This window comes from Streptomyces hypolithicus (genome assembly GCF_052934925.1).
Genome location: NZ_CM128811.1, coordinates 4,011,707 through 4,030,124 on the forward strand (window position 1 = coordinate 4,011,707; position 18,418 = coordinate 4,030,124).

17 protein-coding genes and 1 pseudogene are annotated in these 18,418 nt (G+C 71.5%); 12 read left to right on the forward strand and 6 right to left on the reverse strand.

Annotation, left to right across the window (positions count from 1 at the left end; all coding sequences use genetic code 11):
- Nucleotides 1-2: 2 nt before the first annotated feature.
- The 3 genes from ACU6WZ_RS19040 to ACU6WZ_RS19050 are packed head-to-tail and all read right to left on the reverse strand — an operon-like array spanning nt 3 to nt 4,814.
- Complete coding sequence (locus ACU6WZ_RS19040) at nt 3-947, reverse strand: hydroxymethylglutaryl-CoA lyase (protein WP_447029252.1); 945 nt, start codon at nt 945-947, stop codon at nt 3-5.
- Nucleotides 944-3,184: an acetyl/propionyl/methylcrotonyl-CoA carboxylase subunit alpha gene (locus ACU6WZ_RS19045; protein WP_447034132.1), complete on the reverse strand. Its 2,241-nt coding sequence runs from the start codon at nt 3,182-3,184 to the stop codon at nt 944-946. The genes ACU6WZ_RS19040 and ACU6WZ_RS19045 overlap by 4 nt, the downstream gene beginning before the upstream one ends.
- Nucleotides 3,185-3,197: 13 nt before the next feature.
- Nucleotides 3,198-4,814 carry a carboxyl transferase domain-containing protein gene (locus tag ACU6WZ_RS19050; RefSeq protein WP_447029253.1) on the reverse strand — a complete coding sequence of 539 codons (1,617 nt, stop codon included), beginning with the start codon at nt 4,812-4,814 and terminating at the stop codon, nt 3,198-3,200.
- Between the two features lie 169 nt (nt 4,815-4,983).
- Here ACU6WZ_RS19050 and ACU6WZ_RS19055 point away from each other — a divergent pair, with 169 nt between their 5' ends.
- From ACU6WZ_RS19055 to ACU6WZ_RS19095, 9 genes and pseudogenes are all read left to right on the forward strand, one after another.
- Complete coding sequence (locus tag ACU6WZ_RS19055) at nt 4,984-6,162, forward strand: DUF418 domain-containing protein (RefSeq protein ID WP_447029254.1); 1,179 nt, start codon at nt 4,984-4,986, stop codon at nt 6,160-6,162.
- Between the two features lie 434 nt (nt 6,163-6,596).
- On the forward strand, nt 6,597-6,848 hold the full coding sequence (locus ACU6WZ_RS19060) for a hypothetical protein (protein WP_447029255.1): 252 nt from the start codon (nt 6,597-6,599) through the stop codon (nt 6,846-6,848).
- 279 nt (nt 6,849-7,127) lie between these two features.
- Complete coding sequence (locus ACU6WZ_RS19065) at nt 7,128-7,334, forward strand: response regulator transcription factor (protein ID WP_447034133.1); 207 nt, start codon at nt 7,128-7,130, stop codon at nt 7,332-7,334.
- Nucleotides 7,335-7,454: 120 nt separating this feature from the next.
- Nucleotides 7,455-7,898 carry a hypothetical protein gene (locus ACU6WZ_RS19070; protein ID WP_447029256.1) on the forward strand — a complete coding sequence of 148 codons (444 nt, stop codon included), beginning with the start codon at nt 7,455-7,457 and terminating at the stop codon, nt 7,896-7,898.
- Nucleotides 7,899-7,993: 95 nt separating this feature from the next.
- Nucleotides 7,994-8,254 (forward strand): hypothetical protein, encoded by a 261-nt coding sequence (locus tag ACU6WZ_RS19075; RefSeq protein ID WP_447029257.1) that lies wholly within the window; start codon nt 7,994-7,996, stop codon nt 8,252-8,254.
- The gene (locus ACU6WZ_RS19080) at nt 8,247-8,663 is read left to right on the forward strand and encodes an ATP-binding cassette domain-containing protein (RefSeq protein ID WP_447029258.1); all 417 of its coding nucleotides are present in this window, start codon (nt 8,247-8,249) and stop codon (nt 8,661-8,663) included. Before ACU6WZ_RS19075 ends, ACU6WZ_RS19080 begins: the two co-directional genes overlap by 8 nt.
- 115 nt (nt 8,664-8,778) lie before the next feature.
- The gene (locus ACU6WZ_RS19085) at nt 8,779-9,396 is read left to right on the forward strand and encodes an SACE_7040 family transcriptional regulator (RefSeq protein WP_447029259.1); all 618 of its coding nucleotides are present in this window, start codon (nt 8,779-8,781) and stop codon (nt 9,394-9,396) included.
- An 84-nt stretch (nt 9,397-9,480) separates the two neighbouring features.
- Nucleotides 9,481-10,266, forward strand: a complete 786-nt coding sequence (locus ACU6WZ_RS19090) for a phosphatase (protein ID WP_447029260.1) — start codon at nt 9,481-9,483, stop codon at nt 10,264-10,266.
- A gap of 48 nt (nt 10,267-10,314) precedes the next feature.
- A pseudogene (locus ACU6WZ_RS19095) lies at nt 10,315-10,521 on the forward strand (PIN domain-containing protein); the annotation flags it as partial.
- Nucleotides 10,522-10,537: 16 nt separating this feature from the next.
- Here the strand turns inward: ACU6WZ_RS19095 and ACU6WZ_RS19100 are convergent.
- The 3 genes from ACU6WZ_RS19100 to ACU6WZ_RS19110 all read right to left on the reverse strand — a co-directional run bounded on the left by ACU6WZ_RS19100 (nt 10,538) and on the right by ACU6WZ_RS19110 (nt 14,322).
- On the reverse strand, nt 10,538-11,422 hold the full coding sequence (locus ACU6WZ_RS19100; protein ID WP_447029261.1) for an acyl-CoA thioesterase: 885 nt from the start codon (nt 11,420-11,422) through the stop codon (nt 10,538-10,540).
- A gap of 37 nt (nt 11,423-11,459) precedes the next feature.
- On the reverse strand, nt 11,460-12,617 hold the full coding sequence (locus ACU6WZ_RS19105; RefSeq protein ID WP_447029262.1) for an acyl-CoA dehydrogenase family protein: 1,158 nt from the start codon (nt 12,615-12,617) through the stop codon (nt 11,460-11,462).
- A 178-nt stretch (nt 12,618-12,795) separates the two neighbouring features.
- The gene (locus ACU6WZ_RS19110) at nt 12,796-14,322 is read right to left on the reverse strand and encodes a PucR family transcriptional regulator (RefSeq protein ID WP_447029263.1); all 1,527 of its coding nucleotides are present in this window, start codon (nt 14,320-14,322) and stop codon (nt 12,796-12,798) included.
- A gap of 284 nt (nt 14,323-14,606) precedes the next feature.
- On the opposite strand from ACU6WZ_RS19110, the gene speB reads away from it, so the two are divergent.
- The 3 genes from speB to ACU6WZ_RS19125 all read left to right on the forward strand — a co-directional run bounded on the left by speB (nt 14,607) and on the right by ACU6WZ_RS19125 (nt 18,339).
- The gene (speB, locus tag ACU6WZ_RS19115; protein WP_447029264.1) at nt 14,607-15,590 is read left to right on the forward strand and encodes an agmatinase; all 984 of its coding nucleotides are present in this window, start codon (nt 14,607-14,609) and stop codon (nt 15,588-15,590) included.
- Nucleotides 15,587-17,269, forward strand: coding sequence for a thiamine pyrophosphate-binding protein (locus ACU6WZ_RS19120; protein ID WP_447029265.1), 1,683 nt, complete (start codon nt 15,587-15,589; stop codon nt 17,267-17,269). Before speB ends, ACU6WZ_RS19120 begins: the two co-directional genes overlap by 4 nt.
- Nucleotides 17,270-17,445: 176 nt before the next feature.
- Nucleotides 17,446-18,339: a serine hydrolase gene (locus ACU6WZ_RS19125; protein WP_447029266.1), complete on the forward strand. Its 894-nt coding sequence runs from the start codon at nt 17,446-17,448 to the stop codon at nt 18,337-18,339.
- Nucleotides 18,340-18,418 lie beyond the last annotated feature (79 nt).

Genomic DNA, 18,418 nt, shown 5'->3' on the forward strand with positions numbered 1-18,418 from the left:
GGCTAGGACTCCTTGTGGGACAGGGCACGCACGGTGCGGGAGGGGCTGGGGCGGCCCAGCCGGTCGGCCATCCAAGCGCTGGTGGCGGTGAGGCGGCCGAGATCGACCCCGGTTTCGATACCGAGGCCGTCGAGCATCCACACGAGGTCTTCGGTGGCGAGGTTTCCGGTGGCGCTCTTCGCGTACGGGCAGCCGCCGAGGCCGCCCGCGGACGCGTCGACGGTGGTGACGCCGTGCTGGAGCGCGGCGAGGGTGTTGGCGAGGGCCTGCCCGTAGGTGTCGTGGAAGTGGACACCGATCGCGGAGGTGGCGACCCCGGCTTCGTTCAGGGCGGCGAGCAGCGCCTGGACGTGGCCGGGGGTGGCGACGCCGATGGTGTCGCCGAGGCTCAGCTCGTCGCAGCCGAGGTCCATCAGGGCCTTGGCGACCCTGACCACCTGGTGGAGTGGGACCTGGCCCTCCCAGGGGTCGCCGAAGCACATCGACAGGTAGCCGCGCACGTGCACTTTGTCCTGCCGGGCGCGGGCGACGACCGGCTCGAACATGGCGAGTGACTCGTCGACGGTCCGGTTGAGGTTGCGGCTCGCGAAGGTCTCGGTCGCGCTTCCGAACACGGCGATGCGGCGCGCACCGAGGGCGAGGGCGCGGTCGAGCCCGCGGTCGTTCGGCACGAGCACCGGGAGCGCGGCGCCGACATCACTCAGCATCGGGAACAGGGTCTCGGCGTCGGCCAGTTGGGGCACCCACTTGGGGTGCACGAAGCTGGTCGCCTCGACGGTGGTCAGGCCGGCGTCGGCGAGGCGGTGGATGAACTCCGCCTTCACCTCGGTCGCCACGACGGTCTTCTCGTTCTGCAGCCCGTCGCGGGCGCCGACCTCGTGGATGCGGACCCTGGCGGGGAGGCCGGGGGCCGGTACGGCCATGGGCAGGGGCAGGGGCAGCGTCATGCTTCCTCCTCCGGCTCCGGGGTGACGACGGCCAGGATCTGGTCCATGGCGACGGTCGTGCCCGGGGTCACGTCGAGTTCGGAGACGGTGCCGGCGTGCGGGGCGGAGATGACGTGCTCCATCTTCATCGCCTCGACGACCAGCAGGCTCTGCCCTGCTTCGACCCGCTCGCCGACGGCCACCTTGACGACGGTCACGGTGCCGGGCATGGGGGCGGCCAGAGTGTCCAGGCCGCCGCGAGCGGCGCCACTGAGACCCGCCTCGACGGGGTCGTGGTCCTGCACGTGCCAGGCGTCCCCGTCCCGGCCGAGCCACATCCCGGCGGGGCTGGTGGCGTGGCTGAAGGTGTGGGTGACACCCGCGAGTTCGACGGTCACGGCGGCGGCGCCGACGGTGACGATGCGGGCCCGGACGGGCAGTTGCTCGTCTCGGCCTGGGTCAGGGGCAGGGGCGGGGGCAGGAGCTGGGTCAGGGGCCGGGGGAGCGGCAGGGCCTGGGGCAGGGGCAGCGGGCAGCTTCCCCGGGCCGTGCGGCGGCTGCTGTGTCCCGCCCGGCGCGACCGCCTGCAGGGCTACGCCCGCGGAGGGGTCCGTGAGGGGCGGTCGCGCGCCGGGGATCAGCAGTTCAGGTCCCGCCGCCGTGGTGCGCAGTCGCAGGGCCACCGGGTCGTGCCCCGGTACGTGCGCGTGGAGCACCGTCCAGGCGGGGGTGCCGCCCAGGCGCCAGCCCGTGCGGGCGGCGAAGGGGTCCGCCCAGCCGGACGCGGCGGGACCAGCGGCGGCAGCACCCACATCGGCGCCTACATCAGCGCCCGCAGCACCCCCCGCCGCACCGGCTCGCAGCAGCGCCGCGGCCGCGTACACCTCCGGCGGGACCCCCTGCGGAATCAGGCCGTCCGCGTCCCGCTCCACCAGCCCCGTGTCCAGCGCGCCCGACACGACATCGGGGTGGGCCAGCAGCCGGCGCAGGAAACCGGCGTTGGTCGCGACGCCCAGGGTGACCGTGTCCGCGAGGGCCGCGCGCAGCCGGCGCAGCGCCGTGGCCCGGTCCGGGGCGTACGCGATGACCTTGGACAGCATCGGGTCGTACAGGCTGCCGACCTCCGTGCCCTTGGTGAGGCCGGAGTCCGTGCGCACGTCGTCGCCCTGCGGTTCGTTCAGCGCGAGCACCGTGCCGCCCGAGGGGAGGAAGCCGCGAGCCGGGTCCTCGGCGCAGATCCGCGCCTCGACCGCGTGCCCCGTGAGGACGATGTCCTGCTGCGTGAACGGCAGTTCCTCGCCGGCCGCGACCCGCAGCTGCCACTCCACCAGGTCGAGCCCGGTGATGAACTCGGTCACCGGGTGTTCGACCTGGAGACGGGTGTTCATCTCCATGAAGAAGTACGAGGCCGGGTCGTTGCCCGGGACGATGAACTCCACCGTGCCCGCGCCCCGGTAGCCGCAGGAGCGTGCCGCCTGCACGGCCGCCTCGCCCATCGCCGCGCGGGTCGGCTCGTCGAGGAGGACCGAGGGCGCCTCTTCGACGATCTTCTGATGCCGGCGTTGCAAGGAGCACTCGCGCTCGCCCAGATGCACCACGTTTCCGTGGGCGTCGGCCAGGACCTGGATCTCGATGTGCCGGGGGCGGTCGATCCACCGCTCCACCAGCAGCGTGTCGTCGCCGAACGACGCCCGCGCCTCGCGCCGCGCCGCCGCGATCTCCTCGGCCAGCGCCGACTCGACCCGGGTGAGCCGCATTCCCTTGCCGCCGCCGCCCGCCGAGGGCTTCAGCAGCACCGGCATGCCGATCTCGCGGGCGGCGGCGGCCAGTTCGTCGTCGGTCAGACCGCTGCCGGACGAGCCGGGCACCACGGGAACGCCGGCCGCCCGCACCGTCTCCTTGGCCCGGATCTTGTCTCCCATCAGCGCGATGGCGGACGCGGGCGGGCCGATGAAGGCGAGCCCGGCGTCCGCGCACGCCTGCGCGAAGGCCGCGTTCTCGGCGAGGAAGCCGTAACCCGGGTGGACGGCCTGAGCGCCCGTACGGGCCGCCGCCGCCAGCAGGCGGTCGGTGCGCAGATAGCTCTCGGACGCCGCCGCCGGGCCGATGCGGACCGCCGTGTCCGCCTCCCGTACATGACGGGCGTCCGCGTCCGCGTCGCTGAACACGGCCACCGAGCGCACGCCCAGTTCCCGCAGCGTGCGGATGACGCGGACCGCGATCTCGCCGCGGTTGGCGACCAGCACTGTGTCGAACATGGTCATCTGTCACTCACATCCGGAAGACGCCGAAGGCGGGGTCGGTCAGCGGTGCGTTGGCGCAGGCCGTCAGGGCCAGACCCACCACCTGACGGGTGTCCATCGGGTCGATCACCCCGTCGTCCCACAGCCGCGCCGTGGCGTAGTAGGCGTTGCCCTGGGCTTCGTACTGCTCGCGGACCGGGGCCTTGAAGGCCTCCTCCTCCGCTGCGGACCACTCCTCGCCCCGGCCTTTCAGCTGGTCGCGCTTGACGGTCGCCAGCACGGAAGCGGCCTGCTCGCCGCCCATCACCGAGATCTTCGCGTTCGGCCACATCCACAGGAAGCGGGGCGAGTACGCCCGGCCGCACATCGAGTAGTTCCCCGCGCCGTACGACCCGCCGACGACGACCGTCAGCTTCGGCACGCGGGTGCACGCGACCGCCGTCACCATCTTCGCGCCGTGCTTGGCGATGCCGCCCGCCTCGTAGTCCCTGCCGACCATGAAGCCCGAGATGTTCTGCAGGAAGAGGAGCGGGATACCGCGCTGGTCGCACAGCTCGATGAAGTGCGCGCCCTTCTGGGCGGATTCGGAGAACAGGATGCCGTTGTTCGCGACGATTCCGACGGGGTGGCCGTGGATGCGGGCGAAGCCGGTGATCAGGGTCTGGCCGTACTCCGCCTTGAACTCCTGGAACCGGGAGCCGTCGACCGTACGCGCGATGACTTCCCGCACGTCGTAGGGCGTACGGGAATCCACCGGCACCGCGCCGTACAGCCCGGCCGGATCGACCTTCGGCTCCTCCACCGGCTCGACCGACCACGGCAGCGCGCCGCGCTCCGGGAGCGTCGCGACGATGTTGCGCACGATGCGCAGCGCGTGCGCGTCGTCCTCGGCGAGGTGGTCGGTGACGCCCGACGTGCGGGAGTGGACCTCGCCGCCGCCCAACTCCTCCGCCGTCACGACCTCGCCCGTCGCGGCCTTCACCAGCGGCGGGCCGCCCAGGAAGATCGTGCCCTGGTTGCGCACGATCACGGCCTCGTCGCTCATCGCCGGGACATACGCCCCGCCCGCCGTGCAGGAGCCGAGGACGGCGGCGATCTGCGGGATGCCGGCCCCCGACATGCGGGCCTGGTTGTAGAAGATCCGGCCGAAGTGCTCGCGGTCGGGGAAGACCTCGTCCTGCATCGGCAGGAAGGCGCCACCCGAGTCCACGAGATACACGCACGGCAGGCGGTTTTCCAGCGCCACCTCCTGCGCGCGCAGGTGCTTCTTGACGGTCATCGGGTAGTACGTGCCGCCCTTGACCGTGGCGTCGTTGGCGACGACCACCACCTCGCGGCCGCTCACCCGCCCGATCCCGGCGATCACTCCGGCGGCCGGGGCCGCGCCTCCGTACATCCCCTCGGCCGCCAGCGGAGCCAGCTCCAGGAAGGGGGAGCCCGGGTCCAGGAGGGTGTCCACCCGGTCGCGGGGCAGGAGCTTGCCGCGGGCGGTGTGCCGGGCCCTGGCCTTCTCACCGCCGCCGAGCCGGGCCGCCGCGAGCCGCCCTCGCAGTCCTTCCACGAGCTCGCTGTGAGCCGCTTCGTTGGCCCGCCACGCCTCGGCTGCCGGATCGGCGGTGCTGGTCAGCACCGGTGCCTGCCGCATCTCCTGAGCCCCCTTGCCCGGTCGATGTGATGTTAGTGAGCGTTAACGCGCTTCCAGGTTAACGACCGCTAACTCCGCTGTCCAGGGGTGTGGATTCGTCCTTCGGTATGACGCGGCGAAGATCCAGGGATGTCAGGATCTGACCCGACCACACACGGGGGCGGAGCTTGTGACGACACTGCGAGACACGGCGATACAGCCGCAGCTGCGACAGCGCATCCTGGAGGTGGACGCCCTCCGCGGCTTCGCGCTCCTCGGCATCCTGCTCGTCAACAGCTTGACCATGGCTGGTCCTCAGGGCCTGCTGGGCGGCCGTCCGCCCGACGCCGCCAGCACCGTGGCCATGTGGCTGGTCGAGTTCCTCGCGCAGGGCAAGTTCTATCTGCTCTTCTCGTTCCTCTTCGGCTACAGCTTCACCCTCCAGGCGGCCTCGGCCGAGCGCGCAGGCGCCCCCTTCGGGCCGCGGACGATGCGGCGCCTGCTGGGGCTGTTCGTCCTCGGCGCCCTGCACCTGGTGTTCCTCTACATCGGTGACATCCTGACGACGTACGCCCTGCTCGGCCTGATCCTCTTTGCCGCCCGCCGGGCCACCCCCGAAGGGGCGTGCCGCGCCGCGCTCTGGATCTGGGGGATCTGCGGCTCGCTACTGCTGCTGTTCGGCGCGCTCGGGACGCTGGCCGGCCCCGACGTGGACGCCGTGCCGGCCGCCGAGGCTGCCGAACTCACCGCCGCCTACCGTGGCGGCTTCGCCGACGTCGTCGGTGCGAACCTGGAGCAGCTGCCGCTCGCCGGGCTCGCCTCGCTGACCATGAGCGGCTTCGTCGTCGCCGCCTTCCTGCTGGGGCTCGCGGCCGGCAAGCGGCAGTGGCTCACCCGGGCCGATGGCGCCCGCCTGCGCCGTATCCTCGCGACCGGCCTCTGCGTGGGCGTGCCCGCCGCCGCCTTCTCAGCCGCTGGCGCGGTGGGCCCGCTCTCCGCCCGCTGGGAACCGCTCGCCGCGATGACCGGCATCGTCATGGCCCCGGCACTCAGTGCCGCGTACGCCGCCGGGCTGCTGCTCTGGTTCGGTTCGCCGAGCGGGGCACGGGTGGCCGAAGTCTTCGCGCCCGCCGGGCGCATGGCGCTGACCAACTACCTCACCCAGTCGCTCGTGATGGCCCTGATCTTCACCGGGTACGGGCTTGGCCTGTACGGACGCCTGGGCATCGCTGTACCCGTCTGCATCGCACTCGTCCTGTATGCCGCGCAGCTCGCCCTCAGCGGCTGGCTGATGCGGCGGTACCGGCTCGGGCCCGTCGAGCGGGTGCTGCGGGCCTTCACCCATTTCTGCGAGGATGGCGACCGCTAGCCGGCCGGTGCCGCGGCCCCGGCCTGCCGCGAGAGCAGATCCTCAAAGAGGCTGCAGATCGCGGCTTCCACGGTGTGGATGTCGAGATGGGCACCGCCATCGGCAGCCCCCGACTGCCGAGGTCGATGCCCGAGCCTCCGTTCACGCGGTCTTCGGGCTGCCCAACTCGACTCCTACGCCGCGCGCCCCGTGGGCACCCTCCCCGGCCGCACCGCGACTGCCGTGCTGCCGCATCGACGCTTCACGACTCTGGTGACCGAGACCAACAACGATCCGCACTACAGAGGCAAGCACCACGATCACGGCGTCAACGTTCAAGCACTGACTGAGCTGGACGGCGATTTGGCCTACCTCGGCCAGGTCGGCCGGGCTCGACCGTCGACCTGCCGGCCGCCCGCACTGACGGCATCAGCACCGCCGTCACCGACGCCGACGTGGACACCCTGGCCGACCTGGGCTACCTGGGATCCGGCGGGACCATCCGCACCCCGGTACCACGCCCCAAAGGCGAGGGCCACATCGGCCACGAACGAACTCCGCACACGCCAAGCTCCGCGCACGCCTTCACCGTCCTCAAATGCTGGCGTGTACTGGATCTGGTCCGCATCAGCCCCAACCGCATCACCGACCTGCTCCACGCACTCCTCACCATCGCCCAGAAGCAATCTCCATCGGCCATCGGGTAGATCGGAAATGCTCAATGGCCGAAATTCCCTCCCTGTCCGTCTCGTTGGCCGGACTGAGTGCCTGATTCCCTTCTCGCGCGCGAAGGTATCGATGTACGCTCCTCAATGGCGCCTACTCGGCGTCTCCACGGGGAGAAGGCAATCACATTGACCACGCGAGATGCACTTGACGCATGCGTAAAAGAAGTTGACGTTTCACCAAATGGGGGTGGCGGTCCAGCCGCGCCCGGGAACCTCGGCGGTGTCGTCTTGCTGACGGGCCGTGAGCGCGAGGTGCTGATGCTGGTGGGTAGCGCGGCCGGGAACCGGGAAATTGCCAGGAAACTGGGCATAGCTGAGCGCACAGCCAAAGCTCACTTGACGAACATCATGGGCAAGATAGGCGTCGCGTCGCGGCTCGAAGCGGCTGTCTTTGCCTATGCCCACCACGAGATCATCTGCCCTCCGGGGCAATGCCCTCCAGGACACCTCCCGAAGGTCCAATAGTGTTCAGCGGTTGTAGAGTTGAAGACTCTTCCTTGCCAGCCGGAACGACCGGTAGGGGAATGGCCTTTCAAGAACCGCTCGTTGAATGGTCTTCCTCCCAGGCAATGAGGAGGTTTGTCGATGAACAGCAAGATGCGCATAACTGCTGCCGCGCTCACGGCAGCAGTTGCACTCGGTGTCGCGGCCCCGGCGGCATCGGCAGTGGAGCATCGGAGCCAGACGGTGTCGTCCGTTCAGGTCGCCCAGACCGGTGCGGTCCGTGACGTTGGTGCCCTCGGCACCGTGAAGTCGGCCAGCCAGAGCAAATCCGGGGCAGCTGCCGGAAACGTGGCCCAGGGTGAGATCCAGGTCAGGGGCATGAGCTCGCTGGCGAAGAAGCTCGTCAAGAAGATCGTCGACAGCCGGTACGGAAGGCAGGCCATCAAGGCCGCAAAGAGGGGCCGGGCCGCGTTCAAGCGGTGGGTGAGCAGCCTCTCCAACTTCAACCCGCTGAAGTGGGCCATCAAGGCCGCTCCCGCGTACGTCCTGGACGAGGTCATCAGCTACCTGGCCAGCCGCGTCTAAGCAGCCCAAGCTCGGCGGATCAACCGGAAGAACAGCACGGCGGCCTTCTCGCGTGGGGTGGGGAGGCCGCCGTTCCCCACGGCTCAGGAGAACTCATGTCGGAACGTCAGGAAACGATCGAACGGAATCTTTGGGCCGCACCCGCGCTCTTCGTGCTGGTGGCCTGGGTATTGTTCAAAACGGACGACTCATCCGTTTCGCGTGTCGCGTGGACCGTTTATGCGGTGGGCTGGGTGCCCGCTCTGATCATGCTTGTTCGGGCCGCCGCTACAAGGCGTAACCCCGGTATTGGAGCGGTAGTCGGATGTGGAATTCTCATCCTCATGGGTGCTTTCTTCTGGGCAAATCATGGCTGAAGTTGGAGCCATCGCCTCTAGTGCGGTAGAGGCCCTTGGGCTGCGCCGGACACTCCGCGGCAGGCCGGTGGTGAACGGGGTATCGCTGACTCTGCGGTCCGGTGGAGTGACCGGGTTCCTCGGAGCCAACGGCGCCGGCAAGACAACCACCATCCGGCTGATGCTCGGTCTCATTTCCGGGTCCGGTGAAACGCAATTCCTCGGGCGGTCGCTACGCGAATGGAAAGCCCCGGCCTCCGTCGTCGGCGTGGTCCTCGGCGGCGTCGCCGGGCACCCCAAGCACACCGTCCGTGCACATCTGCGGATGGTGGCCGCCGGTGCGGGTGTGCCCGACAGCAGAGTCGACGAGATGCTCGGGCAGGTCGGGCTGGCTGGGGCGTGCGTCTACGGCAGGCGGGACGCGGCATGAGCCAGCTGCCGGGCGCGCACACCCCGAAGTGCGCGCCCGGCACTTTCTGTCCGGCCCGCCCCCCTCCAGGTCGTACAGGTTAACGACCGCTAACGAGGCCGTTTAGAATGACCGCATGAGCACCCACGCTGCCGCCGCCCGTGTCGCGGCTCCGACCAGGCGCGAGCAGATCCTCAAGGCGGCCGCCCGCCTCTTCGCCGAGCGTGGCTTCCACGGGGTCGGCGTCGACGAGATAGGCGCCGCGGTCGGCATAAGCGGCCCCGGCCTCTACCGGCACTTCCCCGGCAAGGACGCGATGCTCGCGGAGCTGCTGGTCGGTATCAGCGAGCGGCTGCTCGACGGCGGGCGCCGGCGGGCGGCGGACGCGGAGCCGGCGCGCGGCCCGGAGGCGGTCCTGGCCTCCCTGATCGACGGCCACATCGACTTCGCCCTCGACGACCGGCCCCTGATCACCCTCCACGACCGCGAACTCGACCGGCTGCGTGAGAGCGACCGCAAGCGGGTCCGGCAGCTTCAGCGGCAGTACGTCGAACTGTGGGTCACCGTCGTACGCCAGCTGAACCCGGACGTACCGGAGGCGGAGGCGCGGTCGGCGGTGCACGCGGTGTTCGGCCTGCTGAACTCGACGCCCCACCTGGGGTCGTACGGTGCGGGGCTGCCGGGGCGGGCTGCGATGGAGGCGTTGCTGCGGAGGCTGGCACACGGCGCGTTCGGGGCGCTGGCGGCGGCGTAACCCACCGCGGGGCTCCGCCCCGAGGAGTAGTCCAGGGAGCGGGCACCCCGCGCGCCCCGTGCGGCGAACGGCACAATGGGTGCCATGCCGATACCCAGCCGCGCCGCCCTCGTCGACCACCTGGTACGTACCCGCATCGCCGGCGACGTCGCCACGCCCCGGGACAACAACCTCTCCCACTACCGCAAGCTCGCGAACGGCGACCGTCACTACTGGCTCGGCCTGGAGCTCGGTGACCGCTGGACCGACGAGCAGGACGTGCTCGCCGTCATGGCCGAGCGCTGCGGCGTCAGCGACGACCCCGCGCACCGCAGTGGCCAGGACACCATCGACCCCGAGCTGACCGTTGACGCGCTGGACCGCATGGCGGCCCGGCTGCGCAAGGCCGCCGCCGGCCGGGAGCGGGTGCTGTTCGCGACCGGCCACCCCGGTGGGCTCCTCGACGTACACCGCCAGACCGCCGACGCGCTGCGCGTCGCGGGCTGCGAGATCGTCCGGATCCCTGGCGGGCTCACCGCCGACGAGGGCATGGTGTTCCAGTTCGCCGACGTCGCCATGCTGGAGCGGGGCGCCACCCTGTGGCACACCCACTCGCCCGAGCCGATGGCCGCGATCCTTGACGCGCTGGAGCGGGACGGCAGGCCGCAGCCCGACCTGGTCGTCGCCGACCACGGCTGGGCCGGGTGCGCGGGTCAGCGCGGGCTCGACTCGATCGGGTACGCCGACTGCAACGACCCCGCGCTGTTCATCGCGGAGGCGGAAGGCACCCTCCAGGTCACCGTCCCGCTCGACGACCACGTCACCGACCCGCGCTTCTACGACCCGATGGCGGCGTATCTGCTGGATGCGGCGGGGCTGACGACGGCCTGACCGGGGCGGCGGCGTGGTGGCGGCGTGGCGGTGGGGCGGCTCGGGGTTGACGACGCCGTCCGGCGCGCCCGGGCCGTGCCGCGGCTGCTGACCGAGCGCGGCGAGCACCGTAGTGCCGGTCCCGTCGATCTGCTCGTCGCGGCCACCGCCGAACTGGCCGGACTCGGGCTGCTGCACTCCGACGCGGACTTCGAGACCGTCGCCCGGGTCACCGGACAGCCCACGGTGTGGGTGGCGCCTCCCGGCACCTCGTGAGCCGGTCTCGCGCCGGTCAGGCCCGCGGGACGCGGACCACGCCCTCCTGGATGACGGAGATCGCGAGGCGCCCGTCCTGGGTGTAGATCCGGGCCTGGCCCAGCCCCCGGCCGCCCGACGACGACGGTGAGTCCTGGTCGTACAGCAGCCATTCGTCCGCCCGGAACGGCCGGTGGAACCACATCGCGTGGTCGAGCGAGGCCCCGACCACGTCGCCCACCGTCCAGCCGCCCCGCCCGTGCGCCAGCAGCACCGAGTCGAGCAGCGTCATGTCGGAGACGTACGTGGCGAGGCAGACGTGCAGCAGCGGGTCGTCGGCGTAGTCGTCGAGTGCGCCGTTCGTACGGAACCACACCTGCGAGCGCGGCTCGCGCGCCTCGCCCACGCTGCCGTACGGCGGCGCGTCGACGTACCGCAGATCGACCGCCTCGCGCGCTTCGAGCAGCCGGTCCACCACACCTGAGTCGATGAAGCTGTCCGTATAGCGCGGCAGCATCTGCGCCGCCGTCGGGAGCGTCTCGGGGTCTGGGGCGGACGGCATGTCCGCCTGGTGTTCGAGGCCTTCCTCGTACGTCTGGAACGACGCCGAGAGGTGAAAGATCGGCTGGCCGTGCTGGACGGCGACGACCCGGCGGGTGGTGAACGACCTGCCGTCGCGGATGCGGTCGACGGTGTAGACGATCGGCGCGCCCGGGTCACCGGCGCGCAGGAAGTACGCGTGCAAGGAGTGGGCCGTGCGGTCCTCGGGGACGGTACGGCCGGCTGCGACCAGGGCCTGAGCCGCGACCTGGCCGCCGAACACGCGGGGCACGATCGCCGAACGGCTCACGCCCCGGAAGATGTCCTGCTCGATCCGCTCCAGGTCGAGCAGATCGAGCAGGGACTCAAGTGCCTTGTTCATCGAACTAGTTGTACAGGGTCCGCTTCGGCTTCGAGCCCTACAGGCCCATGTCCTTGGCGATGATCATCTTCATGACCTCGCTGGTGCCGCCGTAGATCCGGTTGACCCGGTTGTCGGCGTAGAGGCGGGCGATCGGGTACTCGTTCATGAAGCCGTACCCACCGTGCAGCTGGAGGCACTTGTCGATGACGCGGTGTGCGACCTCGGTGCAGAACAGCTTCGCGGAGGCGGCCTCGGCGGCGGTGAGCTCCCCGGCGTCCAGGGCCTCGATCGCACGGTCGACGACGGCTTCGGCGGCGTCCACCTCGGCCTTGCAGGCGGCCAGTTCGAACTTGGTGTTCTGGAAGGCGGCCACCGGCTTGCCGAAGACGGTGCGCTCCTCGACGTAGCTCTTGGCGAACCGGATCGCTGCCTTGGCCTGGGCGTACGCGCCGACCGCGATGCCGAGGCGCTCCTGCGGCAGGTTCTGGCCGAGGTAGTAGAAGCCCTTGTTCTCCTCGCCGAGCAGGTCCTCGGCCGGGACCTTGACATCGCTGAAGGAGAGCTCGGCGGTGTCGGAGACCTTCAGGCCCAGCTTGTCGAGCTTGCGGCCGACCGCGTAGCCCTCGGCCTTGGTGTCGACGACGAAGAGGGAGATGCCGTGGCGGCGGTCCTCGGCGGTGGGCGCGGCGGTGCGGGCGCACACGATGACGCGGTCGGCGTGGACGCCGCCGGTGATGAAGGTCTTCGCGCCGTTGAGGACGTAGTGCGAGCCGTCCTCGGAGAGCTTCGCGGTGGTCTTCATGCCGGCCAGGTCTGAGCCGGTGCCGGGCTCCGTCATGGCGATGGCGTACATCGTCTCGCCGGACGCGAAGTCGGGCAGCCAGCGCTTCTTCTGCTCGTCGGTCGCGTACGCCTTCAGGTACGGCAGGCAGAGCAGCACGTGCACGCCGGAGCCACCGAAGGACACACCCGCGCGGGCGCACTCCTCGGCGATGACGGCCTCGAACTTGAAGGTCTCCAGGCCCGCGCCGCCGAACTCCTCGGGGACCTCGATGCCGAAGACGCCCAGCTCGCCGAGCTTGTTGTAGAACTCGCGGGGCGCCTGGCCCGCGGCGTACCACTCGTCGTAGACCGGGACGACCTCGGCCTCGATGAAGGCCCGGATGGTGTCCCGGAACGCCTCGTGGTCCTCGTTGAATACGGTCCGGCGCACGGGACGCCCCCTTCCTTTGCGGCGCGGCCGCCGCCGCTCTCGCGGAGGTGGCCGATCGCCGTTCGGGTTGCTCAATTACTGGTTGCTGCACTTATTGGTTGTGGCACTAAGCGCTTGCTCAGTCAGAAGTTACCCGTTGGTCACCTGGACTGTCCAGGGTTGGGGACGGTCGTACGCGTCACAGCCAGCGCAGTGCGAACCACAGGTCCATCCGTACGTCGGCGTCGTCCAGGTCGGCGTCGAGGAGCGCGGCGCAGCGGGCGATGCGCTGGCGGACCGTATTGCGGTGCACGTCGAGGGCGACGGCGCTGCGGTCCCAACTGCCGTGCAGCGACAGCCAGGTGCGCAGGGTCGTGGTGAGGGCGGGGGAGTCGGCGATCGGTGCTAGCCGCACCCGGGCGTGGTCGCGGGCCTCGTCGGGCGCGACGAGGGAGGCGAGGCCGGCGCCTGCCTCGCCCCGGTCGCGCACCAGGGGGCTGCGGGTGGCCTCGGCCCGGCGTACCGCACGGGCGGCGCGGGCGTCGGCGGCGGGCAGGCCGGGCGCGGCGACGGGGGCGCTGACGCCCAGCGTCCAGCCGGGCTGTGCGGTGATCGCGACGCCGTCCGCCCCGTTCACCAGGACCCGTACCGCGCCGTCGTCCGCCGTGTCCACCAGAGCGCTGCCGAGGGCCGCGCCGAGCGTGGCGGCGGGCAGCGGGCCCTCGCCGTGGCCGGGGCCGGCCGGCCGGGCGTGCACCACGGTCCACTCGCCGGCCCCGAGCAGCGGCGCCACCTCGACCGCGTCCGCCCCGAGCAGCAGCCGCACCAGGGCCGCTGCGCGCGCGGACTCCCCGGCGCCCCGGTGGCGGGTGGTGAGCAGCGACAGCAGGACGACGGCGACTCCGGCGACGGTGTGGTCACCGGCCTCGCGGCGGTCCGAGGCGACGCCGAGTGCGAGGCGCCGGCCACCCGAGAGCGCGTACGCGGCGAGATGACCGCCGCCCGCGGTGTCCGTGGCGGAGGCGGGCACGGCTCGGGTGGGAGAGTCGTCGACCGGGGGGTTCACCACGTGGGCGAGGCGGACCAGGGCCGCCCGGGTCGCGGGGTCGGGCGGGCGGCCCGCCGTGGCGAGGGGTGCGCCGTCCGCGTCCAGCAGCTCCGCCCACGCCCCGCCGAGCCGCGTCGTCAGCTGATGCAGGACGGCGGGGACGGGGTCGCTCCTGGCGGCCGCGGTGGCCAGGCCCTGCTGGGCCTCGGCGACGCGGCGCAGCTCACGGGTACGGGCCTGCGCCATCAGGCTCCACACCGCCCGGGCGATCGCGGTGAACGTGGTCGGGGGCGGCACCTCCACCAGCGGCAGCCCGTGCCGCTCACACGCCGCGACCAGTTCCGCCGGCACCGTGTCGTACACCGGGGCGACGCCGAAGCCGAGCGCCGCCGCCCCGGCCAGCGCGACCCGGGACACGTACCTCTCCGGATCGTCGAGCAGGACGCCGGCCGTCAGCAGGAGTTCACCGCCGAGGAGGTACGGATACGGGTCGGCCATCTCCGAGGTGTGCACCCAGTGCACCTCCGCGTCCCCGGGCCCGGCGATCCGCCGCAGGCCGAGATCCTTCCGCGCCAGCAGCGCGGCCAGTGAGATCGGCGGGGAAGGAGGCGCGGAGGGGAGCGGGGAGGGAGACGGGGAAGGAGACGGGGAAGGAGGTGGGGCCTGGGGCTCTGGCATGGATGTTCCATCTATCAGGGGTGGTGTGAGGGGATGAAACGTACACTTCAGCGTCGCCCGCCGGCCGCCTAGTGTCGAGCCCGCCGACGGTCACGGCCGACGTCGTCGTGAGCCTCGCCACTGCCCCTACCGGCCCCGTCGTCCTGGCCCGCAGGTGGGAGCGGCCGGCGGGCCGAGGGGCGGCCGACGGGACCCGAGACCCCGTCCCGCCCGTGTCCGATTACGCCGCCGCATCCGGTTAAAGTCGTAATTCGTTACGAAGAGCAGAAAAGAAGGCATTTCACATGAGCAGCAGCAGCAGCGAGCAGCAGCAGCCCCGCGGTCCCGTCGACTCCTCCCGCATCCCGCGGTACGCGGGCCCGGCGACGTTCGCGCGGCTGCCCCGCCTCGACGAGGTCGGCACGGCCGACGTCGCCGTCGTCGGCGTGCCCTTCGACTCCGGCGTCTCCTACCGGCCCGGCGCCCGCTTCGGCGGCAACGCGATCCGCGAGGCGTCGCGGCTGCTGCGCCCCTACAACCCGGCCCAGGACGCCTCGCCGTTCGCGCTGGCGCAGGTCGCGGACGCCGGTGACATCGCCGCGAACCCGTTCAACATCAACGAGGCCGTCGAGACGATCGAGGCCGCGGCCGACGACCTGCTCGGCACCGGCGCCCGCATGATGACGCTCGGCGGCGACCACACCATCGCGCTGCCGCTGCTGCGCTCCGTGGCGAAGAAGCACGGCCCGGTCGCGCTGCTCCACTTCGACGCGCACCTGGACACCTGGGACACGTACTTCGGCGCCGAGTACACCCACGGAACTCCGTTCCGCCGGGCCGTCGAGGAGGGCATCCTCGACACCGAGGCGCTGTCCCACGTCGGTACGCGCGGCCCGCTGTACGGCAAGCAGGACCTCACCGACGACGAGAAGATGGGCTTCGGCATCGTCACCTCGTCCGATGTCTACCGGCGCGGCGCCGACGAGGTCGCCGACCAGCTCCGCCAGCGCATCGGCGACCGCCCGCTCTACATCTCCATCGACATCGACTGCCTCGACCCGGCGCACGCCCCCGGCACCGGCACCCCGGAGGCGGGCGGCATGACCTCCCGCGAGCTCCTGGAGATCCTGCGCGGCCTGTCCTCCTGCAACCTCGTGTCCGCAGACGTCGTCGAGGTCGCCCCGGCGTACGACCACGCGGAGATCACCTCCGTCGCCGCCTCCCACACGGCGTACGAGCTCACCACCATCATGTCCCGGCAGATCGCGGCGGCGAGGACGGCGAAGTGACCCACGACCACGAGGTGAACCTGCGCCCCACCGACGCGCAGACCGCAGCCGCCCTGAATCCCCCCGCCGGCCGCAACGGCGGCGACCTCGTGGTCGAGACACTCCAGGGCCTGGGCGCCACCACCGTGTTCGGCCTCCCCGGCCAGCACGCCCTTGGCGTGTTCGACGCGCTGCGCCGCTCCTCGCTCGCGTACGTCGGCCTGCGCGTCGAGAACAACGCGGGCTTCGCCGCCGACGCGTACGGCCGGATCACCGGGGAGGCCGCCCCGCTGCTGCTGTCCACCGGGCCGGGCGCGCTGACCTCGCTCGCCGCACTCCAGGAGGCGGCCGCGGCGTCCGCGCCCGTCCTCGCGATCAGCAGCCAGATCCCGGCGGCGGGCCTCGGCGGCGGCCGGCACGGCTACCTGCACGAACTCCGGGACCAGAAGGCGTCGTTCCGCGACATCGTGAAGTCGGTTCACACCGTCCGTACGGCTTCCCAGATCCCCTCGGCGATCGCCGAGGCCTGGGAGTCTGCGCTGACGGCCCCGCACGGACCGGTGTGGATCGAGATCCCGCAGGACGTACTCCTCGCGGAGACCGTGCTCCCCGTCGTCACGGCGATGGACGCGACCCCGTGCGAGCTACCCCCGCGCCCCGAACTCACGGCGCTGGCAGCCCACTTGCTCTCCACGGCCGCCCGCCCCGCGATCGTCGCGGGCGGTGGAGTCGTACGCTCCGACGCCTCCGGCAAGCTGCGCGCGCTCGCGGAACGGCTCGACGCCCCGGTCGTCACCACCTTCGGCGGTAAGGGCGCCTTCCCCTGGCAACACCCGCTCTCGCTCCAGTCCTGGCTGGAAGACCGCCACACCACGGACTTCCTGGAGGACGCGGACGTCCTGCTCGTCGTCGGCTCCGGCCTGGGCGAACTCTCCTCCAACTACGGCACGTTCAGGCCGCGGGGCCGGGTCATCCAGATCGAGGCGGACCTCGGCAAGCTGGAGTCCAACCACCCGGCCCTCGGCATCCACGCCGACGCACGTCTCGCCCTGTCGGCGCTCCTGGAGACGACGGAGCCCCGCACCGACGAGACGGCCCACGAGCGCGTACGCGAAGTCCTCGGCCGGGTGCGTGCCCGTCTCGCGTCCCAGGACCTGCTCCTGGAACAGAACCTGCTGGCGTCCATCCGCGAAGCACTTCCCGCAACGTCCCCCAGCTTCTGGGACATGACGATCCTGACCTACTGGGCCTGGTCGGCCTTCGACCCCCGCCACCCCAACACCATGCACTCGGCGCAGGGCGCGGGCGGCCTCGGCTACGGCTTCCCGGCGGCGCTGGGCGCTGCGGTGGCGGACCCCACCCGGCCGGTTCTCGCGGTCTCGGGCGACGGCGGTGCGATGTACTCGATCGCGGAACTCGCCACGGCCCGCCAGCACAACCTCCCGGTCACCTGGCTGATCGTGGACGACGGCGGCTACGGCATCCTCCGCGAGTACATGACGGACGCCTTCGCCGAGCCCACCGGTACGGAACTCGCCCGCCCGGACTTCGTGGCCCTGGCGCAGTCCTTCGGCGTCCCGGCGGCGGCGACGACCCCGGAGACCCTGCGCGAGGACCTGGCGAAGTCCCTGTCGGCTCCCGGCCCTTCGGTCGTCGTACTCCCCGCCCTCCTGCGCATGTTCGCCCCGACGCACCTGTGACCGGGCGAAGCACCCGGGCCCTCCCGTAGCGCCCCAGCGCGGCGAGCGCCGCGTACACCTGCCCGCAGAGCTGCCCGCAGGGCTGGGCGCCGCCCCGCTCACTGCCGGCGCGTACAACCGTTCGGCCCCTGACGGGTCATCTGAACCAGAAGCACAAGGGGACGGAAATCCACACCATGAGGTGCAACCGAATAACCGGCGCCACGATCGCCGCCGCCCTGTCCGCGGGCGCGCTCGCGCCCGTCGCCGCCGCGGCACCGGCCGTCGCGGCACCGGCCCCCACGGCACCGGCCCCCGCGGCCGCGCCGGCACTGATGTGCACCTCGGCCAAGGCGGGCCTGGCGGCCAAGCTGACCAAGGACATCGACGCGGCCCTCCGAGGCCGTCAGTCCACGACAGCCATAGCGCTCCACGACCGCGCCACCAAAACCACCTGCACCCTGCACGCCACGCAGAAGTTCGACTCCGCCAGCGTGATCAAGGTGACGGTCCTCGCCGCACTCCTCCGGGAAGCCGACAAGACCAACCGCCACCTGACCTCCCGCGAGGCCGCCCTCGCCACCGACATGATCACCAAGTCGGACAACGACGCGACCAGCGCGCTGTGGCGCCGGCTCGGCACGACCAAGATCAGGGGCTTCCTGCGGGCCGCCGGCATGACCCAGACCACCCCCCGCACGGGCGGCTCCTGGGGGCTGACCCAGATCACGGCGGCCGACCAGCAACGGCTCCTCGCACTCCTCACCACGAAGAACGCCGTCCTGAGCGACAACGCCCGCGCGTACACCCTGCGCCTGATCGGCAAGGTCGTACCCTCCCAGCGCTGGGGCACGCCCGCCGGTGCCCCGGCCTCCGCCACCGTCCAGGTCAAGAACGGCTGGCTGGGCCGCGCCACCCACGGCTGGCGGGTCCACTCCATCGGCGCGTTCACGGGCCGGGGCCACGACTACAGGATGACCGTGCTCACCCACGGCAACCGCACGATGGACGACGGCGTGAACACCATCCAGGCGGTCTCCCGAGCCATCCACAAGAACCTGAACCCCGCCACGGGCAGCCCACGCCCCTGACCGGGGCCGTAATGGATGGAACGGTCAGGCAGCCCTCCGGACGAGTGGAGGCTTGCCCCCGTTGACGCGCCGCGAGGCC